Annotated in this window: 17 protein-coding genes; 9 read left to right on the top strand and 8 right to left on the bottom strand. The window is 68.1% G+C overall.

Annotation, left to right across the window (positions count from 1 at the left end; genetic code table 11):
- The first annotated feature begins 33 nt into the window (after positions 1-33).
- Both BJ988_RS21665 and BJ988_RS21660 read left to right on the top strand, forming a co-directional pair.
- Positions 34-1128 carry a hypothetical protein gene (locus BJ988_RS21665; RefSeq protein WP_179659965.1) on the top strand — a complete coding sequence of 365 codons (1095 nt, stop codon included), beginning with the start codon at positions 34-36 and terminating at the stop codon, positions 1126-1128.
- A gap of 43 nt (positions 1129-1171) precedes the next feature.
- A complete protein-coding gene (locus BJ988_RS21660; protein WP_179659964.1) occupies positions 1172-1870 on the top strand; it encodes a hypothetical protein in 699 nt (232 codons plus the stop codon).
- Here BJ988_RS21660 and BJ988_RS21655 read toward each other — a convergent pair.
- Both BJ988_RS21655 and pyrE read right to left on the bottom strand, forming a co-directional pair.
- Positions 1867-2541 (bottom strand): DedA family protein, encoded by a 675-nt coding sequence (locus BJ988_RS21655; protein WP_179659963.1) that lies wholly within the window; start codon positions 2539-2541, stop codon positions 1867-1869. The two genes, BJ988_RS21660 and BJ988_RS21655, sit on opposite strands and share 4 nt — an antisense overlap.
- Positions 2542-2619: 78 nt before the next feature.
- The gene (pyrE, locus tag BJ988_RS21650) at positions 2620-3156 is read right to left on the bottom strand and encodes an orotate phosphoribosyltransferase (RefSeq protein WP_179659962.1); all 537 of its coding nucleotides are present in this window, start codon (positions 3154-3156) and stop codon (positions 2620-2622) included.
- A gap of 19 nt (positions 3157-3175) precedes the next feature.
- Between pyrE and BJ988_RS21645 the strand changes: the two genes are divergently transcribed.
- A complete protein-coding gene (locus tag BJ988_RS21645; RefSeq protein ID WP_179659961.1) occupies positions 3176-4342 on the top strand; it encodes an aminotransferase class I/II-fold pyridoxal phosphate-dependent enzyme in 1167 nt (388 codons plus the stop codon).
- Positions 4343-4346: 4 nt separating this feature from the next.
- Here BJ988_RS21645 and BJ988_RS21640 read toward each other — a convergent pair whose 3' ends face one another.
- On the bottom strand, positions 4347-5126 hold the full coding sequence (locus tag BJ988_RS21640; RefSeq protein ID WP_343051723.1) for a DedA family protein: 780 nt from the start codon (positions 5124-5126) through the stop codon (positions 4347-4349).
- Positions 5127-5183: 57 nt separating this feature from the next.
- Here BJ988_RS21640 and BJ988_RS21635 point away from each other — a divergent pair, with 57 nt between their 5' ends.
- On the top strand, positions 5184-5873 hold the full coding sequence (locus BJ988_RS21635; protein ID WP_218861034.1) for a TrmH family RNA methyltransferase: 690 nt from the start codon (positions 5184-5186) through the stop codon (positions 5871-5873).
- Between the two features lie 86 nt (positions 5874-5959).
- On the opposite strand, the gene BJ988_RS21630 is transcribed toward BJ988_RS21635, so the two are convergent.
- The 4 genes from BJ988_RS21630 to BJ988_RS21615 form a co-directional block, all read right to left on the bottom strand.
- Positions 5960-6736, bottom strand: coding sequence for a septum formation family protein (locus tag BJ988_RS21630; protein WP_179659960.1), 777 nt, complete (start codon positions 6734-6736; stop codon positions 5960-5962).
- 92 nt (positions 6737-6828) lie between these two features.
- Positions 6829-7200 (bottom strand): dihydrofolate reductase family protein, encoded by a 372-nt coding sequence (locus BJ988_RS21625; protein WP_179659959.1) that lies wholly within the window; start codon positions 7198-7200, stop codon positions 6829-6831.
- A 180-nt stretch (positions 7201-7380) separates the two neighbouring features.
- Entirely contained in the window at positions 7381-7872 is a 492-nt protein-coding gene (locus BJ988_RS21620; RefSeq protein WP_179659958.1) for a SigE family RNA polymerase sigma factor, read from the bottom strand.
- Positions 7872-8996 (bottom strand): hypothetical protein, encoded by a 1125-nt coding sequence (locus BJ988_RS21615; RefSeq protein WP_179659957.1) that lies wholly within the window; start codon positions 8994-8996, stop codon positions 7872-7874. The genes BJ988_RS21620 and BJ988_RS21615 overlap by 1 nt, the downstream gene beginning before the upstream one ends.
- Before the next feature lie 163 nt (positions 8997-9159).
- Here BJ988_RS21615 and fbaA point away from each other — a divergent pair, with 163 nt between their 5' ends.
- From fbaA to BJ988_RS21595, 4 genes are all read left to right on the top strand, one after another.
- The gene (fbaA, locus tag BJ988_RS21610) at positions 9160-10182 is read left to right on the top strand and encodes a class II fructose-bisphosphate aldolase (RefSeq protein ID WP_179659956.1); all 1023 of its coding nucleotides are present in this window, start codon (positions 9160-9162) and stop codon (positions 10180-10182) included.
- Between the two features lie 264 nt (positions 10183-10446).
- Complete coding sequence (locus BJ988_RS21605; RefSeq protein ID WP_179659955.1) at positions 10447-12132, top strand: fibronectin type III domain-containing protein; 1686 nt, start codon at positions 10447-10449, stop codon at positions 12130-12132.
- 313 nt (positions 12133-12445) lie between these two features.
- Complete coding sequence (locus tag BJ988_RS21600) at positions 12446-13168, top strand: FadR/GntR family transcriptional regulator (RefSeq protein ID WP_218861670.1); 723 nt, start codon at positions 12446-12448, stop codon at positions 13166-13168.
- Entirely contained in the window at positions 13165-13821 is a 657-nt protein-coding gene (locus BJ988_RS21595) for a cache domain-containing protein (protein ID WP_179659954.1), read from the top strand. Before BJ988_RS21600 ends, BJ988_RS21595 begins: the two co-directional genes overlap by 4 nt.
- A gap of 7 nt (positions 13822-13828) precedes the next feature.
- Here BJ988_RS21595 and BJ988_RS21590 read toward each other — a convergent pair whose 3' ends face one another.
- Positions 13829-15304 carry a DHA2 family efflux MFS transporter permease subunit gene (locus BJ988_RS21590; protein WP_179659953.1) on the bottom strand — a complete coding sequence of 492 codons (1476 nt, stop codon included), beginning with the start codon at positions 15302-15304 and terminating at the stop codon, positions 13829-13831.
- A gap of 46 nt (positions 15305-15350) precedes the next feature.
- On the opposite strand from BJ988_RS21590, the gene BJ988_RS21585 reads away from it, so the two are divergent.
- Positions 15351-15764, top strand: coding sequence for a DUF3151 domain-containing protein (locus BJ988_RS21585; protein ID WP_179659952.1), 414 nt, complete (start codon positions 15351-15353; stop codon positions 15762-15764).
- Positions 15765-15783: the final 19 nt, after the last annotated feature.

The following is a 15783-nucleotide window of genomic DNA, read 5'->3' as shown; positions in this document are numbered from 1 at the left end:
AAGGTTGGAGGGGATGAGAAAATGGTTCTCAACATGTCTGAAACGAAGCTTCCTCGCCCCGGTCAGGCCACCCTCGCCGGGTGGCTCATCGTGCTCGGCTCCCTACTCACGGTGGTGGGGGCCTGGGATCAGATCTCCGGGCTGCGCAGCCTGGACACCCGGGAGCGGGTGGAGGAGGTGCTGGCCGAGCCGCCGCTGGCCGGCTCGGGGATCGGGCTCGACGGCATCCTCGACCTCATGCACATCATGGCGCTGGTCACCGGCGCGATGGCGGCGGCAGCGGTGATCCTCGGCTGGCACGTGCTGCAGCGCAACAAGCAGGCCCGGCTCGCGCTCACGATCATCGCGGCGCCGCTCTTCTTCACCGGGATGTTCGGCGGAGGGTTCTGGTCGACGCTGGCGGCTGTCGCCGTCGTACTCCTGTGGATGTCGCCCACCCGCGACTGGTTTGACGGCGTGTCGCCGGCCAAGCGGGAAGCCGGCGGCGGTGACCCCAACCAGAAGTCGTACGTCGCCCCGGCCCGCCCGGACACCGCGACCGACTCGACCGGCTCAACAGGCTCGACGGCCCCGACCATCCCGGCAGGATCACCAGACGCGACCACCGGCACGGTACGGCTCTCCGAGAAGCAGCCGCCGCCGTGGACCGGCGCGGTCGCCCAGACCGCCAACACGGCGCCCAAGCGGCGCCCGGGCGCGGTGACGGCGGCTGCCGTGCTCACCTGGGTCGGCTCGGGGTTCACCGCGCTGATGATGCTCGCCTCGGCGGTGACGGCGACCGCCAACCCCGACCTGATCCTCGACCAGGTGCGCAAGCAGGCAGAGAGCGACCCCAGGATGCGGGAGGTGGCCGGTCTCTACACCACCGACGTCATCGTCGCCTCCGCATGGATCGGGGCTGCGCTGGTGGCACTCGTCTGCATCGCCGCGGCCGCGTTCGCCGTGTTCGCGATGCGTCGTCACCCCTGGGCTCGGGTCGCGTTGATGATCTCGGCCGGGGTCTCGGGGCTCTCGCTCCTGCTCTTCGCTCTCGCCTTCCCGCCGGCCGTGGTCCTCTTCGGCGCCGCGGTCGCGACGTTCTCGTTCCTGCTGCGGCCCGAGGTCGGCGCGTGGTTCCGCTCACGGTGATAAACCAGGGCCGGTGACCCCGCCGGCCGGATAGGCTCCGCGCATGTCAGATCAGTACGGCTCCTTCGACAACCCCTACGGCGGCAAGCCCCCGTTCGAGGGGCAGGAGCCGCCGGCCCAGCCGAGCAGCCAGCCCCCGCCCACGCCGTACGCCACACCCCAGCCGCAGGGATGGGGCCACCCTCCTCAGGCGTACGGCCAGTACCCGATGGCCCAGCAGCTCCCGCCGTACCTGCCGCATTATCCGCAGCCCGACCCCGACAGCCGGCCCGGCACCGTGGTCGGCGCTTCGGTCATGACGATCGTCGGGTCGGTGATCGCGCTGCTGATCGCGGTGTTCATGGTGCCGACGGGGATCGCGGACTACAACGACCCGACGTCCTCGGACAAGGGCGTCACGATGTTCATGATCATCTGGTTCGCCATCTGCGGCGTGCTGAGCCTGGCCGCGATCCCGCTCGGGATCATGGTGCTGTTCCGCTCCAACCTGGCCCGGATCCTGCTCACCGTCGTCGGCTCGATCGCCGCGCTGCTCTCGCTCTTCGTGGTGCTCTACCCCGCGCTGATCATCGCCGCGCTGGTGATGCTGTACGTCGGCAGAGCAGGCCGCTGGTTCTCCCGTCGCAAGCCCGGCGACCCCTGGCAGCAGCCGGCGGCGACACCGAACAGCGGGACACCGAACGGCGGGACACCGAACGGCGGGACACCGAACGGCGCCCCGCCGACCCACCAGCAGTTCTAGGAGACGAGCGAGTCGTCCTTGGCCCCGTTGTCGGAGCCGCGGACCATCTTGTAGACCCGCACGGCGATCCAGGCGACGACCGCGACGGCCACGACCACGATCACGACGTTCTGGAAGCGCCCGACGATCGGCTCGACCTTCTCCCAGTTGTCACCGAGCTGGTAGCCGGCGACGACGAAGATCGTGTTCCAGATCGCCGAGCCGACGGTGGTGAGGAGCAGGAACTTCCAGATCGGCATCCGGGTGACTCCGGCCGGCACCGAGATCAGCGACCGGAAGATCGGGATGAAGCGGCCGAAGAAGACCGTCCAGGCGCCGTACTTCTCGAAGAACGCCTCGGTCTTCTCCAGGTCGGAGGTCTTGATGAGCGGCAGCTTCTCGCCGATCCAGTAGACCCGGTCGCGGCCGATCAGCGCACCGACGAGATAGAGCGCGAGCGCGCCGACGACCGAGCCGAGCGTGGTCCAGATCAGCGCCTCGGCGAGGGTGAACCGGCCCTGCGCGGCGGTGAAGCCGGCCAGCGGCAGGATGATCTCCGAGGGCAGCGGCGGGAAGAGGTTCTCCAGCGCGATGCCGAGCCCCGCACCCACCGGGCCGAGCTTGTCCATCAGGTCGACCGCCCAGCCGGCGACGCCGGTGAGCTCCTCGGGCTGGCTGGCGGTGAGGATCATGAGGCTCTCTTCGAAGGTGTTTGGGGTGGGCCGGGCGGCCGAAGCCTAGCGACCGAACCTGAAATCGACGTGGTGGCCCTAGGAGGCCGCGTGGACCGCGTCCAGGTCGGCCCGGGTCAGCACCGACCGGATCTCCAGCTCGACATCACGCAGGGACTCGCCAGGCGTCGGCGACCGGTCGATCGCACACACCACAGTGTCCACGACCGCACCAAGCGGACGGAGCGCGTTCACCGCGTCGCGTACGGCGCCACCGGAGGTGATCACGTCCTCGATCAAGGTCACGCGCTTCCCGTCGAAGGAGGGACCCTCGGCGAGCTTGGCGGTGCCGTACTCCTTGGCCTTCTTCCGGATGAAGATCGCCGGGATGCCGGTCTTGGCCGACACCATGGTCACGATCGGGATGCCGCCGAGCTCGAGGCCGCCGAGCAGCTCGGTCCCCTCGGGGAGCAGCTCGACCATCCTCGCCGCGACGCGGTCCAGCAGCGCCGGCGAGGCCTCGAAGAGGTACTTGTCGAAGTACGTGTCGCTGACCTGACCCGAGCGGAGCGTGAACTCCCCATGCAGGCGGCAGGTGGCGTCGATGTCGGCAGCGAGGGTCTGATCCGTGGTCACGACCCCTAGCCTAAGTGTCATGACTGCAGCACGACTTCACGGCATCCCACCGACGATCTTCGCCGAGATGTCGGCGCTGGCCGTCGCCACCGGCGCGGTCAACCTCGGCCAGGGCTTCCCCGACGTGGACGGCCCCGAGGAGCTCATCGAAGAGGCCGTCTCCGCGTTGCGGAGCGGACGCAACCAGTACGCCCCGGGCCCCGGCATCCCGGCGCTGCGGGAAGCGGTCGCAGCCCACCAGGAGCGTCACTACGGCCTGGCCTTCGACCCCGCACGCGAGGTCGCGGCGACCACCGGCGCGACCGAGGGCATCGCCGCGGCGATCCTCGCCCTGGTCGACCCGGGCGACGAGGTGATCCTCGTGGAGCCCTACTACGACAGCTACCCGGCCATGGTGCAGTTCGCCGGCGGCGTACGTCGCCCGGTGACCCTCAGCCTGGACCCGACCGCGCCCGGCGGCAGGCTGCCGCGAGCCGCCCTCGAGGCCCAGATCTCCTCGAAGTCCAAGGTGCTCATCCTCAACTCCCCGCACAACCCGACCGGCACCGTGCTCACCCGCGAGGAGCTGGAGACGGTCGCCGCCTTCGCGAGGGACCACGACCTGACGGTGGTCTCCGACGAGGTCTACGAGCACCTCACCTTCGACGGGATCCCGCACATCCCGATCGCCACCCTCCCCGGGATGCGAGAGCGCACGCTGACCCTGTCCAGCATCGGCAAGTCCTACTCGTTCACCGGCTGGAAGATCGGATGGGCGACCGGCCCCGAGCACCTGGTCCAGGCGCTGCTGGGAGCCAAGCAGTGGCTGACGTACACCTCCGGAGCGCCGCTGCAGCCCGCCGCCGCGTACGCGCTCGAGCATCTCGACCACTGGCCCCAGGAGCTCGCCCTCGATCTGCAGGGGAGGCGCGACCTCCTCTGTGCCGGGCTGAAGGAGATCGGCCTGGACGTCACGATCCCCGAGGGCACCTACTTCGCCGTCTCCGACATCACCGACCTCGGCTGGAGTGACGGGCTCGAGTTCTGCCGGGCGCTGCCCGAGCGTGCCGGGGTCGTGGCGATCCCGCTGCAGGGCTTCTACGACGGCGACGCCGGCAAGCACCTGGTCCGCTGGACGTTCACCAAGCAGCGCGACGTGATCGAGGAGGCGCTGGACCGGCTCGCTCAGGGGCGTCTGGCGCGATAGGGCGTCAGCGGTCGGCCGGACTCTCGGCGTCGTCGTCGGCCGGCGTGCGCGGCCGGACCGGCATCCCGAGGACGTCGCGGTCGGGCCGGCCGTCGTGGTCCAGGTCGGCGGCGAGCCGGGAGGTCGTCCGCCGTCGACGCCACCACTCCACCATGGCCGGCGCCAGCGCGAGCGCGAAGAGCAGCAGGATCAGGTAGTCGATGTTGTCGGCCAGCCAGGGCCAGCGGGCCCCGACGAAGAACCCGAACAGCGTCACCGCGAGCACCCACAGCACGCCACCGACGAGGCTCCAGAAGTAGAACCGCCGCCGATCCATGTGGGTGACCCCGGCGACGACGGTGACATAGGTGCGTACGAACGCGATGAACCGCCCGATCACCAAGGCCTTGTTGCCGTGCTTGTCGAAGAACGCGCGGGTCTGATCGAGATGCCGCTTCTTGATGAACCGGCCTTCGCGTTCGTAGAGCCGTGGCCCGATCTTCCGGCCGATCTCGTAGCCGGTCACGTTGCCGGCGAAGGCGGCCGCGACGAAGAAGAGCATCGCGATCACCACCTCGACGCCGGGAGGCCCCGGGAAGATGTCGATCTTGCCGGTCGCGATGAAGATCCCGAGCGCGATCAGCAGGCTGTCGCCGGGAAGGAACGGAAAGAAGAGGCCGCACTCGACGAAGATGATGATCAGGCTGATCCAGAAGAGCGGCTCGCCGAATGTGGTCAGCAGAAAGTCGGGACTCAGCCACTCCAGACCGACCATCAGCGGCGCAAAGTTCCCGGCACCTGTCACGCCGCTTAGCCTACCTATAGGTAACAAAATCTTGTTGTCGAATAGTGTTATCCGCCGATGAAAGAGACACCACCCGCGGAGGGCGAATCCCGAGCGCCGTACGACCCGATGCCCCACGGGCAGCCGGAGGTCGGCGTGGGCCCGTGGCAAGGCGAGTGGCCCGAGGGGGAGCACTGGGATCCGGAGCTGCTGGCCGGCGGCGACCGCCGCAACGTGGTCGACCGTTACCGCTACTGGACCCTCGAGGCCATCGTCGCCGACCTCGACCAGCGCCGCCACGGCTTCCACGTCGCGATCGAGAACTGGCAGCACGACTTCAACATCGGCACCATCGTCCGCACCGCCAACGCTTTCCTCGCCGCCGAGGTCCACATCGTCGGCAACCGCCGCTGGAACCGTCGCGGCGCGATGGTCACCGACCGCTACCAGCACGTCCATCATCACCCCGACGTGCCGGCGCTCGCGGCGTACCTCCACGACCGGGACGTACGCCTCCTCGGCATCGACAACCTGCCCGGCTCGCTCCACCTGGAGACCATGGAGCTCCCCAGATCCGTCTGCTTCCTGTTCGGGCAGGAGGGCCCGGGACTCTCCGAGCAGGCTCGCGTCAGCGTCGACGGCACCTTCTCGATCGCCCAGTTCGGCTCGACGAGGTCGATCAACGCCTCCGCCGCGGCGGCGATCGCGATGCACTCCTGGGTAGTCCAGCACGCCGACCTGGGCTCCGACGAGGCTTGGCGCGGCTGACCGGATCGCTTGAACGAATCACTCGAAAACGTACGATCCCCCGGGGTGTCCGCCCGGGGGATCGACCGTTGTGACTGATCAGCCGATCAGTTGGTGTTCCGCTCGTAGCAGACGACCCAGCGGTCGCCGGTCTGCCACTCGTACCTGGACGGCGTGCTGTAGGCCCTGGTCCGGGCCGGGCAGTTGGCGCCAACGGCCCGCTCGAACGAGGCGAGGGTCGGGTAGGTCGTACCCGCCTTCTTGAAGGCCGAGATCGACTTGTAGGTGTGCGAGCTCAGGCACGAGTACGACCCGTTGGTCTTCGCACTCATGCAGGCACGGGTGCGCTTGGTCAGCGAGACGCCCTCGAGGAACCTCGCCCGGTTGGTCGGCAGGCTCTTGAGGGAGTCCTTGCCCGGGAGCACGACGTCGCAGCGGAACCAGCGCTGGCCGGCCCTGAACTGCTCGACGTTCGGCACGAAGAACGCAGTGGTGTACGCCGACTGGTTCCGCTTCGAGTAGGTGCTGCCCAGCTTGTTCCTGAGCGCACGGACACACGTCTTGACCATGTGAGAGTAGTTGGCCTCGCGGGTGATGGACGCCTCGGTGCGCGTCGTACCGGAGACGAGGGTGCCCAGCGCGATGGTCTTCGCGGTGTGGGCGCTGCCGCACGAGACCTTCTTGCCGGTCTGGGACCAGGCGCCGTATGCGCTCCAGCCGTAGTTGTAGCAGGTGCCGATCGTGGGCTTGGGCGGCACCGCCGCCTCGGCTTTGGTGGTGGTGAGTCCGATGAAGGAGAAGACGCCGAGGATGAGGCCGAGTGCAAGGGCCACCATCATCGGCTTCTGCGCGGGCGCGATGGCGCCGGCACGAAGACGAGACATGATCGTGCTTTCGATGAGGGGGATAGAGCGGCCTGATCATCGCAGCGAAATACAGGTCTCGGCATAGTTATTTCGGGTGGTTGTAAATTCGGTTACGGGCCGGTGTCAGGGGTCCGGACCGGGCCCGCTAGAGTTGATCCCGGGTCGCCCGGATGTGTCACCCTTTCACAGGGTGCGTGGCCTCGGGGCCGGGCGACAGCGGGGGCTTTCAGCGCCTCGTGATCCGGTATCGGATCTGCACCTGATCGCCGGTCTGCAGGACGTCGATGACGCGCATCCGTCTGCACGAAGCGCACCTGCGTGCCCCGGACCTCCGGCAGGTCGGTCGCGTGCGTGAACACCCACACCGGCCGTTCGTCGTAGTACTCCCGCCATTTCTCCGGACCGGTCAGCATCTCCGGATCATGGTCGATCATCCAGCGGTACGTCGTGCCGCCCATCACCAGCGCCGCCGACTCCGCCATCAGTCGTTTCCAGGAGATCTCGTCGTCGCCGTGCGGCGTCTCGAAGAGCCAGTCCAGCAGCTGTTCTCATCGGCGATGTAACCGTCCAGCGACGTTGCGGTGAAGTAGGTGACCTTGGGCATGCCCCTGACACTGGGCGCGTCAGGGGCATGCCCGCCCGACCGTTCTTGCTCTATCGGGTCACGTTCGGGAGGCGTTCCCCGCCTCCAGGCAGGTACGCAGGGCGGCGAGGCCGCGCGAGGAGTGGCTCTTGACCGTGCCCTCGCTGATCCGCAGCTCGCGCGCGGTCTCGGCGACCGAGAGCTGCAGCCAGTGGCGCAGGACGACCACCTTGCGCTGCATCTCCGGCAGCCCCTGGAGCGCCGCGAAGAGCTCGGACCGCTCCTCGACCTGATCCACCGGCCCCGGCCGTTCCGGCAGGTCACCCGAGCGCTCCCGCTTCCACCACGGCCGCCGGGTCTGGTCGATGTGGGCGCGAACCAGGATCGTCCGGACGTACGCCTCCTCCGACCCCGACTCGACCCGGCGCCACGAGGCGTACAGCTTCAGCAGCGACGTCTGCACCAGGTCGTCCGCCCGGTGCCAGTCGCCGCACAACGCGTACGCCACCCGCACGAGGTGCGGCCGCCTGGCCGCGACGAACGCGGTGAATGCCTCGTCGTGCGCGCTCATCACCACAGCCCCGATCCGGGAGTCATGCGACGGTCGACCATTTCCGCGAACTCGTCGAGCGTGAGCGGTCTGCGGTCCTCTGCTCGCGGCGCCGGGAGCACGGAGAAGGAGTAGGCCTGCGTGACGCCGTCCTTCTCGCGGACCAGCACGTATCGCTCCTTGCTGCCGACCGTGATCCGAGCGGCCGCGGTTCGCGATGTCCCCGTGGCGAACGAGTGACCGATGTCCGGGTCGTCGACCTGCTCGACGATCTTCACCCGGTCCTCGGTGGAGACGACCTCGGAGCCTGATCCGAACGCGACCGCCTCGGTCGGTTCGATGCTGAAATCCACGTTGCCGGGACGGTAGTCCTTGCGGTCTGTCGCGACCTGGACGGCCAGCCATTCCTCGATGGTCTGGCCGGGGATGGCATAGACCGCGTCCAGCCCGCTCGACTCACCGCCATCTTTCGGACGGTTGCCGCTGTAGAGGATCCACTGCTCGACGCCCTCCCGCTCGACGATTGCGCCGACCGAGTCCCAGGGTGCTGCGTAGCCGAGCGGGTTGGGAATCTCGCGGACGATCTCCCAGCCGTTCTGCTTCACGCGGAGATTCCCACCTGCGTTCCAGGTGGCGCTCAGGTGATGGGCTCGCACGTCGTCGACCCAAGCGCGGAGGCTCGTGGCGCTCGTGCGGGAGGCATCGGCGTAGGAGATCTCGGTCGGATTCATGAAGTGCACGTAGACGGTCCTGTTGCCCTTGGTCGCCGCGACCGCCAGCGCGTTCCCAGAATCGAGCGGACCGACCTGGTCGGTCTCCTTCCAGCCTCGATGGAGGGTCACCTCGCCGGTGCCGTGGTCGTACGCGACGGGCGCGAGGTCGCTCAACGGGATGTCGGCCTCGGGCGGCCACTCGTCCTCGGCCGTCGACTGCGTCGCGATCGGTGGGTTCGGGGTGGCGCTGTCACGCGAGGGAACGACCGTGCCGATCCCGACCACCGCGGCCACTGCGGCGACAGTGCCGGCGACCACGGCGAGCCGCCGGCGGCGTACGAGCTTCTTTCCGTCTGCCACCAGGGCAGCCGGGTCCGAGCGTGTCGGCGGGGGGTGAGGGATCGCCCGCTCGAGGGTTTCCTGCCAGTCCATGATGGCCTCCAAGTTCAGTCTCACCCGTGGATACGGCTCCCGCGGCAGATCGGTTGTCCTGGTTGATCGATCCAACCGCGAGCGTTGGGCGAGGTGGCCAGAGGTCCCATTACGCTGGCCACCAGCGCACCGGCCGACAACGGATCTTCAAGGAGACCCCCAGATGCCCATCGCCACCCCCGAGAAGTACGCCGAGATGCTCGCGACCGCGAAGGAGAAGGGGTTCGCCTTCCCCGCGATCAACGTCTCCTCGTCGCAGACCCTCAACGCGGCACTGGCCGGCTTCGCGGAGGCCGGCTCGGACGGCATCATCCAGATCTCCACGGGCGGCGCGGAATACTTCTCCGGCCCCACGGTCAAGAACATGGTCACCGGTTCGGTGGCCTTCGCGGCGTACGCGACCGAGGTCGCCAAGTCCTACGACGTCAACATCGCGCTGCACACCGACCACTGCCCCAAGGACAAGCTCGACGGCTTCGTACGCCCCCTTCTCGAGCTCTCCGCCGAGCGCGTCCAGCGCGGCGAGGCGCCGCTGTTCCAGAGCCACATGTGGGACGGCTCCGCGGTTCCGCTGGCCGAGAACCTGCAGATCGCCGAGGAGCTGCTGGCGCTCGCCAAGGCGGCCCACATCGTGCTCGAGATCGAGGTCGGTGTGGTCGGCGGCGAGGAGGACGGCATCGTCGGGGCGATCGACGACAAGCTCTACTCGACCCCCGAGGACGCCATCGCGACCGCCGACGCGCTGGGCATCGAGGGCTACCTGACCGCGCTCACCTTCGGCAACGTGCACGGCGTCTACAAGCCCGGCAACGTCAAGCTCCGTCCCTCGATCCTGCGTGACGCGCAGGACGCGGTCGCCGCCAAGCTCGGCCTTCCGGCCGGCGCGAGGCCGTTCGACCTCGTCTTCCACGGCGGCTCCGGCTCGAGCGCCGAGGAGATCGCCGAGGCCGTCTCCTACGGCGTGGTCAAGATGAACATCGACACCGACACCCAGTACGCCTACACCCGCGCGGTCGCCGGCCACATGCTCGCCAACTACGACGGCGTTCTCAAGGTCGATGGTGAGGTGGGCAACAAGAAGCAGTACGATCCTCGCGTCTGGGGCAAGCTCGCGGAGGCCGGTATGGCTGCTCGGGTGGTCGAGGGTGCCTCGCATCTCGGTTCTGCAGGCAACTCCATCGGCTAGAGACACGCCGGGGATATGCCAATGGTCCCGATTCAGAAAACGTTGTGGCGAACGGCATAGCAAATTCGGGTTTATGTCGTTGTGCCGGTCATTGGTAAAGCGATTCAATGCCCTGGCTGGACGGCGACCCTCGGGTGACCTGGTCGAACCGTCCCCTCGGCGTTGATTCTTGGGAGGGACATCCTCGGTATGGAAACCACTGCGCGAAACCGCACAATCGGCGGGATCGTCATAGGCGCGATCATCTTGATCCTGCTTCTCGTCTTGTTCTCTTGCACTGTCAGCGGCGACCCAAAGGGTTCGCCGACGAATGATCCGACGCCAGGGGAGTCTTCTTCGCTTCCCAGCGACCCGGACACGATCGAGCCCGACGATGACCCGTCGGAGTCCGAGTCGGACGACCCGGAGGAGATCGACGGCGACGACATCGTGCCGGCGGCCAACACCGGCGTGACCTTCATCCCGGCGGGCAACGTCCCCTCGGGCAGCACCCCGACCTGCGACCTCGACCCGAGCGCCTGCGAGCCCAACCGCCCGCCGGGTGCCGGTGTCGACATCTGTGAGATCCGCCCGGACCTGGCCCAGTGCCAGGAGCCCGAGCCGACGCCGACTCTCCCACCGGACGATGGCGAGACGACGCCTCCGGACGACGGTGACGACGACTGCTTCCTCGGCATCGGCCTGCTGTGCCCTCCGGATAACGGTGATGGTGATGGTGACGGTGATGGAGAGACCTCGCCGACGCCAGTTATGCGTGATGTGAACTGCAAGGACGTGAGCACGACCGCGCTCAAGCTGTCGTGGCAGGCAGCAAAGGACGACAAGAAGGACGACATCGCGTACTACACGATCCGCGGAAATCGCGGCATCGGCGAGTACCAGACCACATCTCTCGGCGGTGAGTTCACCGGGCTGGAGCCTGACACGGAGTACCGGTTCGATGTCTGGGCGACAGATGGCGACGGCAACGAATCCGAACGGGTCGAGAAGCAGTGCACGACGGACGCTGACACTCAAGGCCCAACGATGCCGTCCGACCTGAAGGTCGTACACATCACCAGCACTACTGCTGATCTGGCGTGGGAGCCGTCGAAGGACAACTCTCGGGTCGACCACTACGAGGTGACCTGGACATCCCCGAACGGTGACTCGGAGGGCTCCGCCGAGACGGATGGAACCACCTTCTATGTCACCGATCTTGACCCTGAGACGAACTACACGTTCAGTGTCGTCGCAGTCGATATCGTGGGCAACCCGTCCCCCTCCGCTTCGGTAGATGGCACGACCCTCGTTGACGACACGGACCCGCCGGAGGTGCCGGCGAATGTCGAGGTCGTCAAGGTCGGCGACAGCACGCTTCGTGTTTCGTGGAACGCTAGCGCTGACAATCAGTCGCGGGCATCGGCCATCGAGTACGACATCAGGATCAGTGGCGTGGCCTTGGCGAACGGCTCCGTGACCGGAGAAACGAGCTATACGACTGACTACCTCGACCTGCTTCCGGGAACGATCACTGCCGAGGTCACTGCCACCGATGAAGCGGGCAACACCTCGGAGGCTGGGTCAGGCGAGCTGACGCTGGAAGAGCAGCGTCAGGCGCAGCGTCAGGCTCCGGGGGTCCGCTCGCAGACGCAGGACCCGTCGAAGTCCGGTGCCCCGTCTGGGGAAGCCCCTGCTGAGAAGCCGACCGACGAGAAGTCGCCGGAGCTGCCTGGTCTGGGCGACATCCTCCCGGGCGGCGAGGACTCCGCTGAGGCTCCTGCCGAGAAGCCGGCGGAGCCCGAGGCGGAGCCGAGCGAGTCGGAGACCCCGGCTGCGCGTCCGACGACCGAGGAGCCTGCCGAGGAGCCTACGGAGAAGTCGACCGAAGACGCTCCGGCCGAGGAGGACAAGGGGCTGCTGGAGAGCATCGGTGACGCGGTGACCACTGCCGTAGCCGCGGTGTTCTAGCCGACACACGCCGAGACAACAGGGCGGGGAGAGCCGAGAGGCTCTCCCCGCCCTGTCGTATTCAGAGGCAGTCGTCCCCAAAACCAAGGAGTCGGATGCCCAGCGCCCCCCACAAGCCCTGGACATCCGACGATCTTGGGTGACCGACACCAAGTCTGCGTCAGCCGTGCGCTCAGGTTATGCATAGAAACGCCCGTAGATCCAGATAGTTAAGACGAAATTCACGAAGTTCCTGCGCGGATTCGAACAGATTCGAACAGATCTGGGACTCAAATCATCTGGAGCCATACATTAGGATTTCGCTGTGCGTGTGATGACCTCCCGAGCTCGCGCGGCCATCTTCGCCCCGATCGGCGACGAGGGCCGCGCAGCGCGTGTGGAGAGTCGGCTCGCCGAGGCGATCCGATCCGGCGTACTCGCACACGGCGAGCGGCTCCCCAGCGAGCCCGAGCTCGCCCAGATGCTCGGCGTCGCGACGGTCACCGCGCGGGAGGCGCTCGTCGCGCTGCGCGCCAAGGGCCTGGTGGTGACGACGCGCGGACGTGGCGGCGGATCGTTCGTACGGGCCCCGGAGAGCGCCGGCCTCGTCGAGGACCGGCTCGCCGCGATGTCACGAGTCGAGCTGCGTGACCGGGCCACGGTCTACCTCGTGGTGCTGACCGGCTGCGCGGAGATCGCTGCGGAGCGCACCGACCCGGACGAGGTCGAGGACCTGCGCGACCTGCTGATCCCCCTCAACGTCAGCGACGTCGCCCGCTGGCGCAGCGCCGACAGCGAGCTCTACCTGTCGGTGGCCGCGCTGACCCAGTCGGCCCGGATGACCCGGGAGGTGGTCCGCCAGGAGGCCGAGTTCGGTGCGCTGCTCCGAATCCCGCTCAGCGAGCCGGGCTTCCGAGAAGCCACCGCGACCCGCCATCAGGAGCTTGTCGAAGCCCTCGCATCGGGAGATGCTGTCAGGGCCCGGGAGAGCGTGCGCGAGCACGTCACCCACTCTCTTGAACGCTTGGCCGAGATCCATGAGGCGGTGCGACGATGAAGACCATGTCTCCCCTCGACTGTGTGGCTCAGGTCGAAGAGCATTTCGGGCCGATCGTGGCCCATCTCGAGCGCGTACGCAGCGATGTGGCCGCCCTCTTCGAGGCCGGCCCGGTCATCTCCGCCTCTCTGCGGGAGCGGCTCGAGCCGGGGGCCTTGGAGTTCCTGCGCAACCCCAACCTCGTCGGCGGCGGCTTCGTGGTCGCACCGGACGTACTCAGTGACCGCCGGCTCTATCTGGTCTGGTGGCAGGGCGAGGAGCGCGACTTCCTCGGTGACGCCGACGCTCCGGCCACCGGCGAGGCGATCGACTACACCCGCCAGCCCTGGTATCGGAACCCGGAGCGCACCGGGGAGCTGACGCTCGTCGGGCCGTACGTCGACTTCGTCTGCACCGACGAATACGTCATGACCACGACGATGCCGGTCTACGTGCAAGGCCGCATGGTCGGCGTCGCGGGGGCGGACACGCTCGTCGAGACGCTCGAGACGATGCTCCTGCCCGGGCTGCGCGAGGCCGGTGCCACGCTGGTCAACGGTCACGGCAAGGCGATCGTCTCGGCCGACCCCCAGCTGGCCACCGGCGACCCGCTGACCACCGCCCGCGACATGATCCCGGTCCGGGGCCTGCCGCTCTCTGTGGCGCTCTCCTGAACGTCTTCTAGGGCGACGGCTTCACCATGTGCCGCGGCGTGGTGAAGAAGAGCACCGCCACGAAACCGATCGCGAGCGCGGCAGCCGGCAGCAGCATCACCTCGGACATCGCCTCGGCGAACTGGGAGACGACCGCGGGCGGGACCGAGGAGCCGGACGCGGTCTCGTGGTTGCCTGACAGCGACTCGCCGAGCCCGTGGGCGTTGAGCCGGAGGTCGATGAGCACGGCGACCGCGGCGGAGCCGACCACGGACCCGACCAGCCGGGTGGCGTTGTAGATGCCCGACCCGGCGCCGGCCTGCCGCATCGGCAGGTTGCGGGTGGCGGTGGCGGCCAGGGGCGACCAGACGGCCGCCGAACCGAGGCCGAAGAAGGCCATCGGCACGAGCAGCTGCCACAGCGGGGACTCGACGGTCATCGGCACCGAGACCCAGAAGAGCGAGACGGAGCAGAGCAGGAACGCCACCCCGGTCAGCAGCCGAGGGTGCATCCGGTCGGTCAGCCTGCCGACCAGCGGCGCGGCGACGAACGAGACCAGCGCCATCGGCACCAGCAGCATCGAGGCCTCGAGCGCGGTGTAGCCGCGGACCAGCTGGGCGTACAGCATCAGCGGGAAGCCCATGGCGACCGCCGCGAAGCCCATGCAGGAGATCGCCAGGCTGGAGACGGAGAAGTTGCGGTCGGCGAACATGGGCAACGGCACCAGCGGCTCTACGCGGTTGCGCGCCTGCCACCAGACGAAGAGGCCCATGATCGCGATCCCGCCGACCACGAGGGCCCAGGTGAGGGCGTCCCAGCCCCGTTGCTCGCCGTTCTGCAGGCCGAAGACCACGCAGAACATCCCGACGCCGCTGAGCACCACGCCGAGCCAGTCGAAGGAGTGCGAGTGGGTCTCCAGGACCGGCACGAGCCACCAGTTGAGGGCGATCGCGACGATGCCGATCGGCACGTTGACGAAGAAGATCCACTCCCAGCCGCCGAGCGCGACCAGCGCCCCGCCCGCGAGCGGGCCGATGAGCGTCGCCAGGCCCGCGGTCGCGCCCCACAGCGCCATCGCCGAACCGCGACGCTCGGAAGGGAAGATCCGGGTGATGGTCGCCATCGTCTGCGGCGTCATCATCGCCGCGCCGAGGCCCTGCACCGCCCGCGCTGCCACCAGCGACTCGATGCTCCCGGCGAGCCCGCACCACAGCGACGAGCCTGTGAAGACGGCGAGGCCGACGAGGTAGACCCACTTGGGCCCGAAGCGGTCACCGAGCCGGCCCATGATGAGGATGGGTACGGCGTAGGTCAGCAGGTAGGCGCTGGTCACCCACAGCACCGCGTTGGCGCTGGCGTCGAGGTCGGCCATGATGTCGGGCGTCGCGACGGTCACGATCGTCATGTCGATCAGCAGCATGAAGAAGCCGATGCACAGCGCGAACAGCGCCCGCCACGGGTGCTCGGTCGGGACTGCCGAGGACGTGGCGGTGGTCTGGCTCATGACACACAGTGAACACCTGTCGGTGCAGGCAGGCACAATGGCTCACATGACACATCAGGACCTGCTCGCCGGACCTCCTCCCACCCACCTTCCGGTCGACCCGGCCAGGGCCGAGCTGGCCGCCGGCGCTGAGCCCGCCGACGTCGTCCGCCGCCACCCGGCATCCCCCGTCGCCTGGGCAGCCCTGGCCACTGGTGCGAAGGAGACCGGCGCGGACGATGTGACCATCTACGCCTACGCCCGCGTCGGCTACCACCGCTCGCTCGACATGCTGCGCCGCAACGGCTGGAAGGGCCACGGTCCGGTGCCGTGGGAGCACGAGCCCAACCGCGGCTTCCTGATCAGCCTCGCGGTCCTCGCCCAGCAGGCCAAGGCGATCGGTGAGACCGAGGAGTGGGAACGCTGCTCGGAGTTCCTGCGCGACAGCAGTCCGACGGCGTACGACACGCTTCTGGGCTGAATTACCGAATCGCGTCGGA

The organism is Nocardioides panzhihuensis (assembly GCF_013408335.1).
In the GTDB taxonomy this organism is placed as follows: Bacteria; Actinomycetota; Actinomycetes; order Propionibacteriales; family Nocardioidaceae; genus Nocardioides; species Nocardioides panzhihuensis.
Note: the sequence above shows the minus strand (reverse complement) of the source record. Positions and strands in the feature narration are given on the sequence as shown.

Bases quoted from the DNA above. Each gene is read 5' to 3' on its own strand.
- BJ988_RS21665 (WP_179659965.1), top strand. From the start codon at position 34: ATGTCTGAAACGAAGCTTCCTCGCCCCGGTCAGGCCACCCTCGCCGGG.
- BJ988_RS21660 (WP_179659964.1), top strand. From the start codon at position 1,172: ATGTCAGATCAGTACGGCTCCTTCGACAACCCCTACGGCGGCAAGCCC.
- BJ988_RS21655 (WP_179659963.1), bottom strand. From the start codon at position 2,541: ATGATCCTCACCGCCAGCCAGCCCGAGGAGCTCACCGGCGTCGCCGGC.
- BJ988_RS21645 (WP_179659961.1), top strand. From the start codon at position 3,176: ATGACTGCAGCACGACTTCACGGCATCCCACCGACGATCTTCGCCGAG.
- BJ988_RS21635 (WP_218861034.1), top strand. From the start codon at position 5,184: ATGAAAGAGACACCACCCGCGGAGGGCGAATCCCGAGCGCCGTACGAC.
- BJ988_RS21630 (WP_179659960.1), bottom strand. From the start codon at position 6,736: ATGTCTCGTCTTCGTGCCGGCGCCATCGCGCCCGCGCAGAAGCCGATG.
- BJ988_RS21625 (WP_179659959.1), bottom strand. From the start codon at position 7,200: ATGGCGGAGTCGGCGGCGCTGGTGATGGGCGGCACGACGTACCGCTGG.
- BJ988_RS21620 (WP_179659958.1), bottom strand. From the start codon at position 7,872: ATGAGCGCGCACGACGAGGCATTCACCGCGTTCGTCGCGGCCAGGCGG.
- BJ988_RS21615 (WP_179659957.1), bottom strand. From the start codon at position 8,996: ATGGACTGGCAGGAAACCCTCGAGCGGGCGATCCCTCACCCCCCGCCG.
- fbaA (WP_179659956.1), top strand. From the start codon at position 9,160: ATGCCCATCGCCACCCCCGAGAAGTACGCCGAGATGCTCGCGACCGCG.
- BJ988_RS21600 (WP_218861670.1), top strand. From the start codon at position 12,446: ATGACCTCCCGAGCTCGCGCGGCCATCTTCGCCCCGATCGGCGACGAG.
- BJ988_RS21595 (WP_179659954.1), top strand. From the start codon at position 13,165: ATGAAGACCATGTCTCCCCTCGACTGTGTGGCTCAGGTCGAAGAGCAT.
- BJ988_RS21590 (WP_179659953.1), bottom strand. From the start codon at position 15,304: ATGAGCCAGACCACCGCCACGTCCTCGGCAGTCCCGACCGAGCACCCG.
- BJ988_RS21585 (WP_179659952.1), top strand. From the start codon at position 15,351: ATGACACATCAGGACCTGCTCGCCGGACCTCCTCCCACCCACCTTCCG.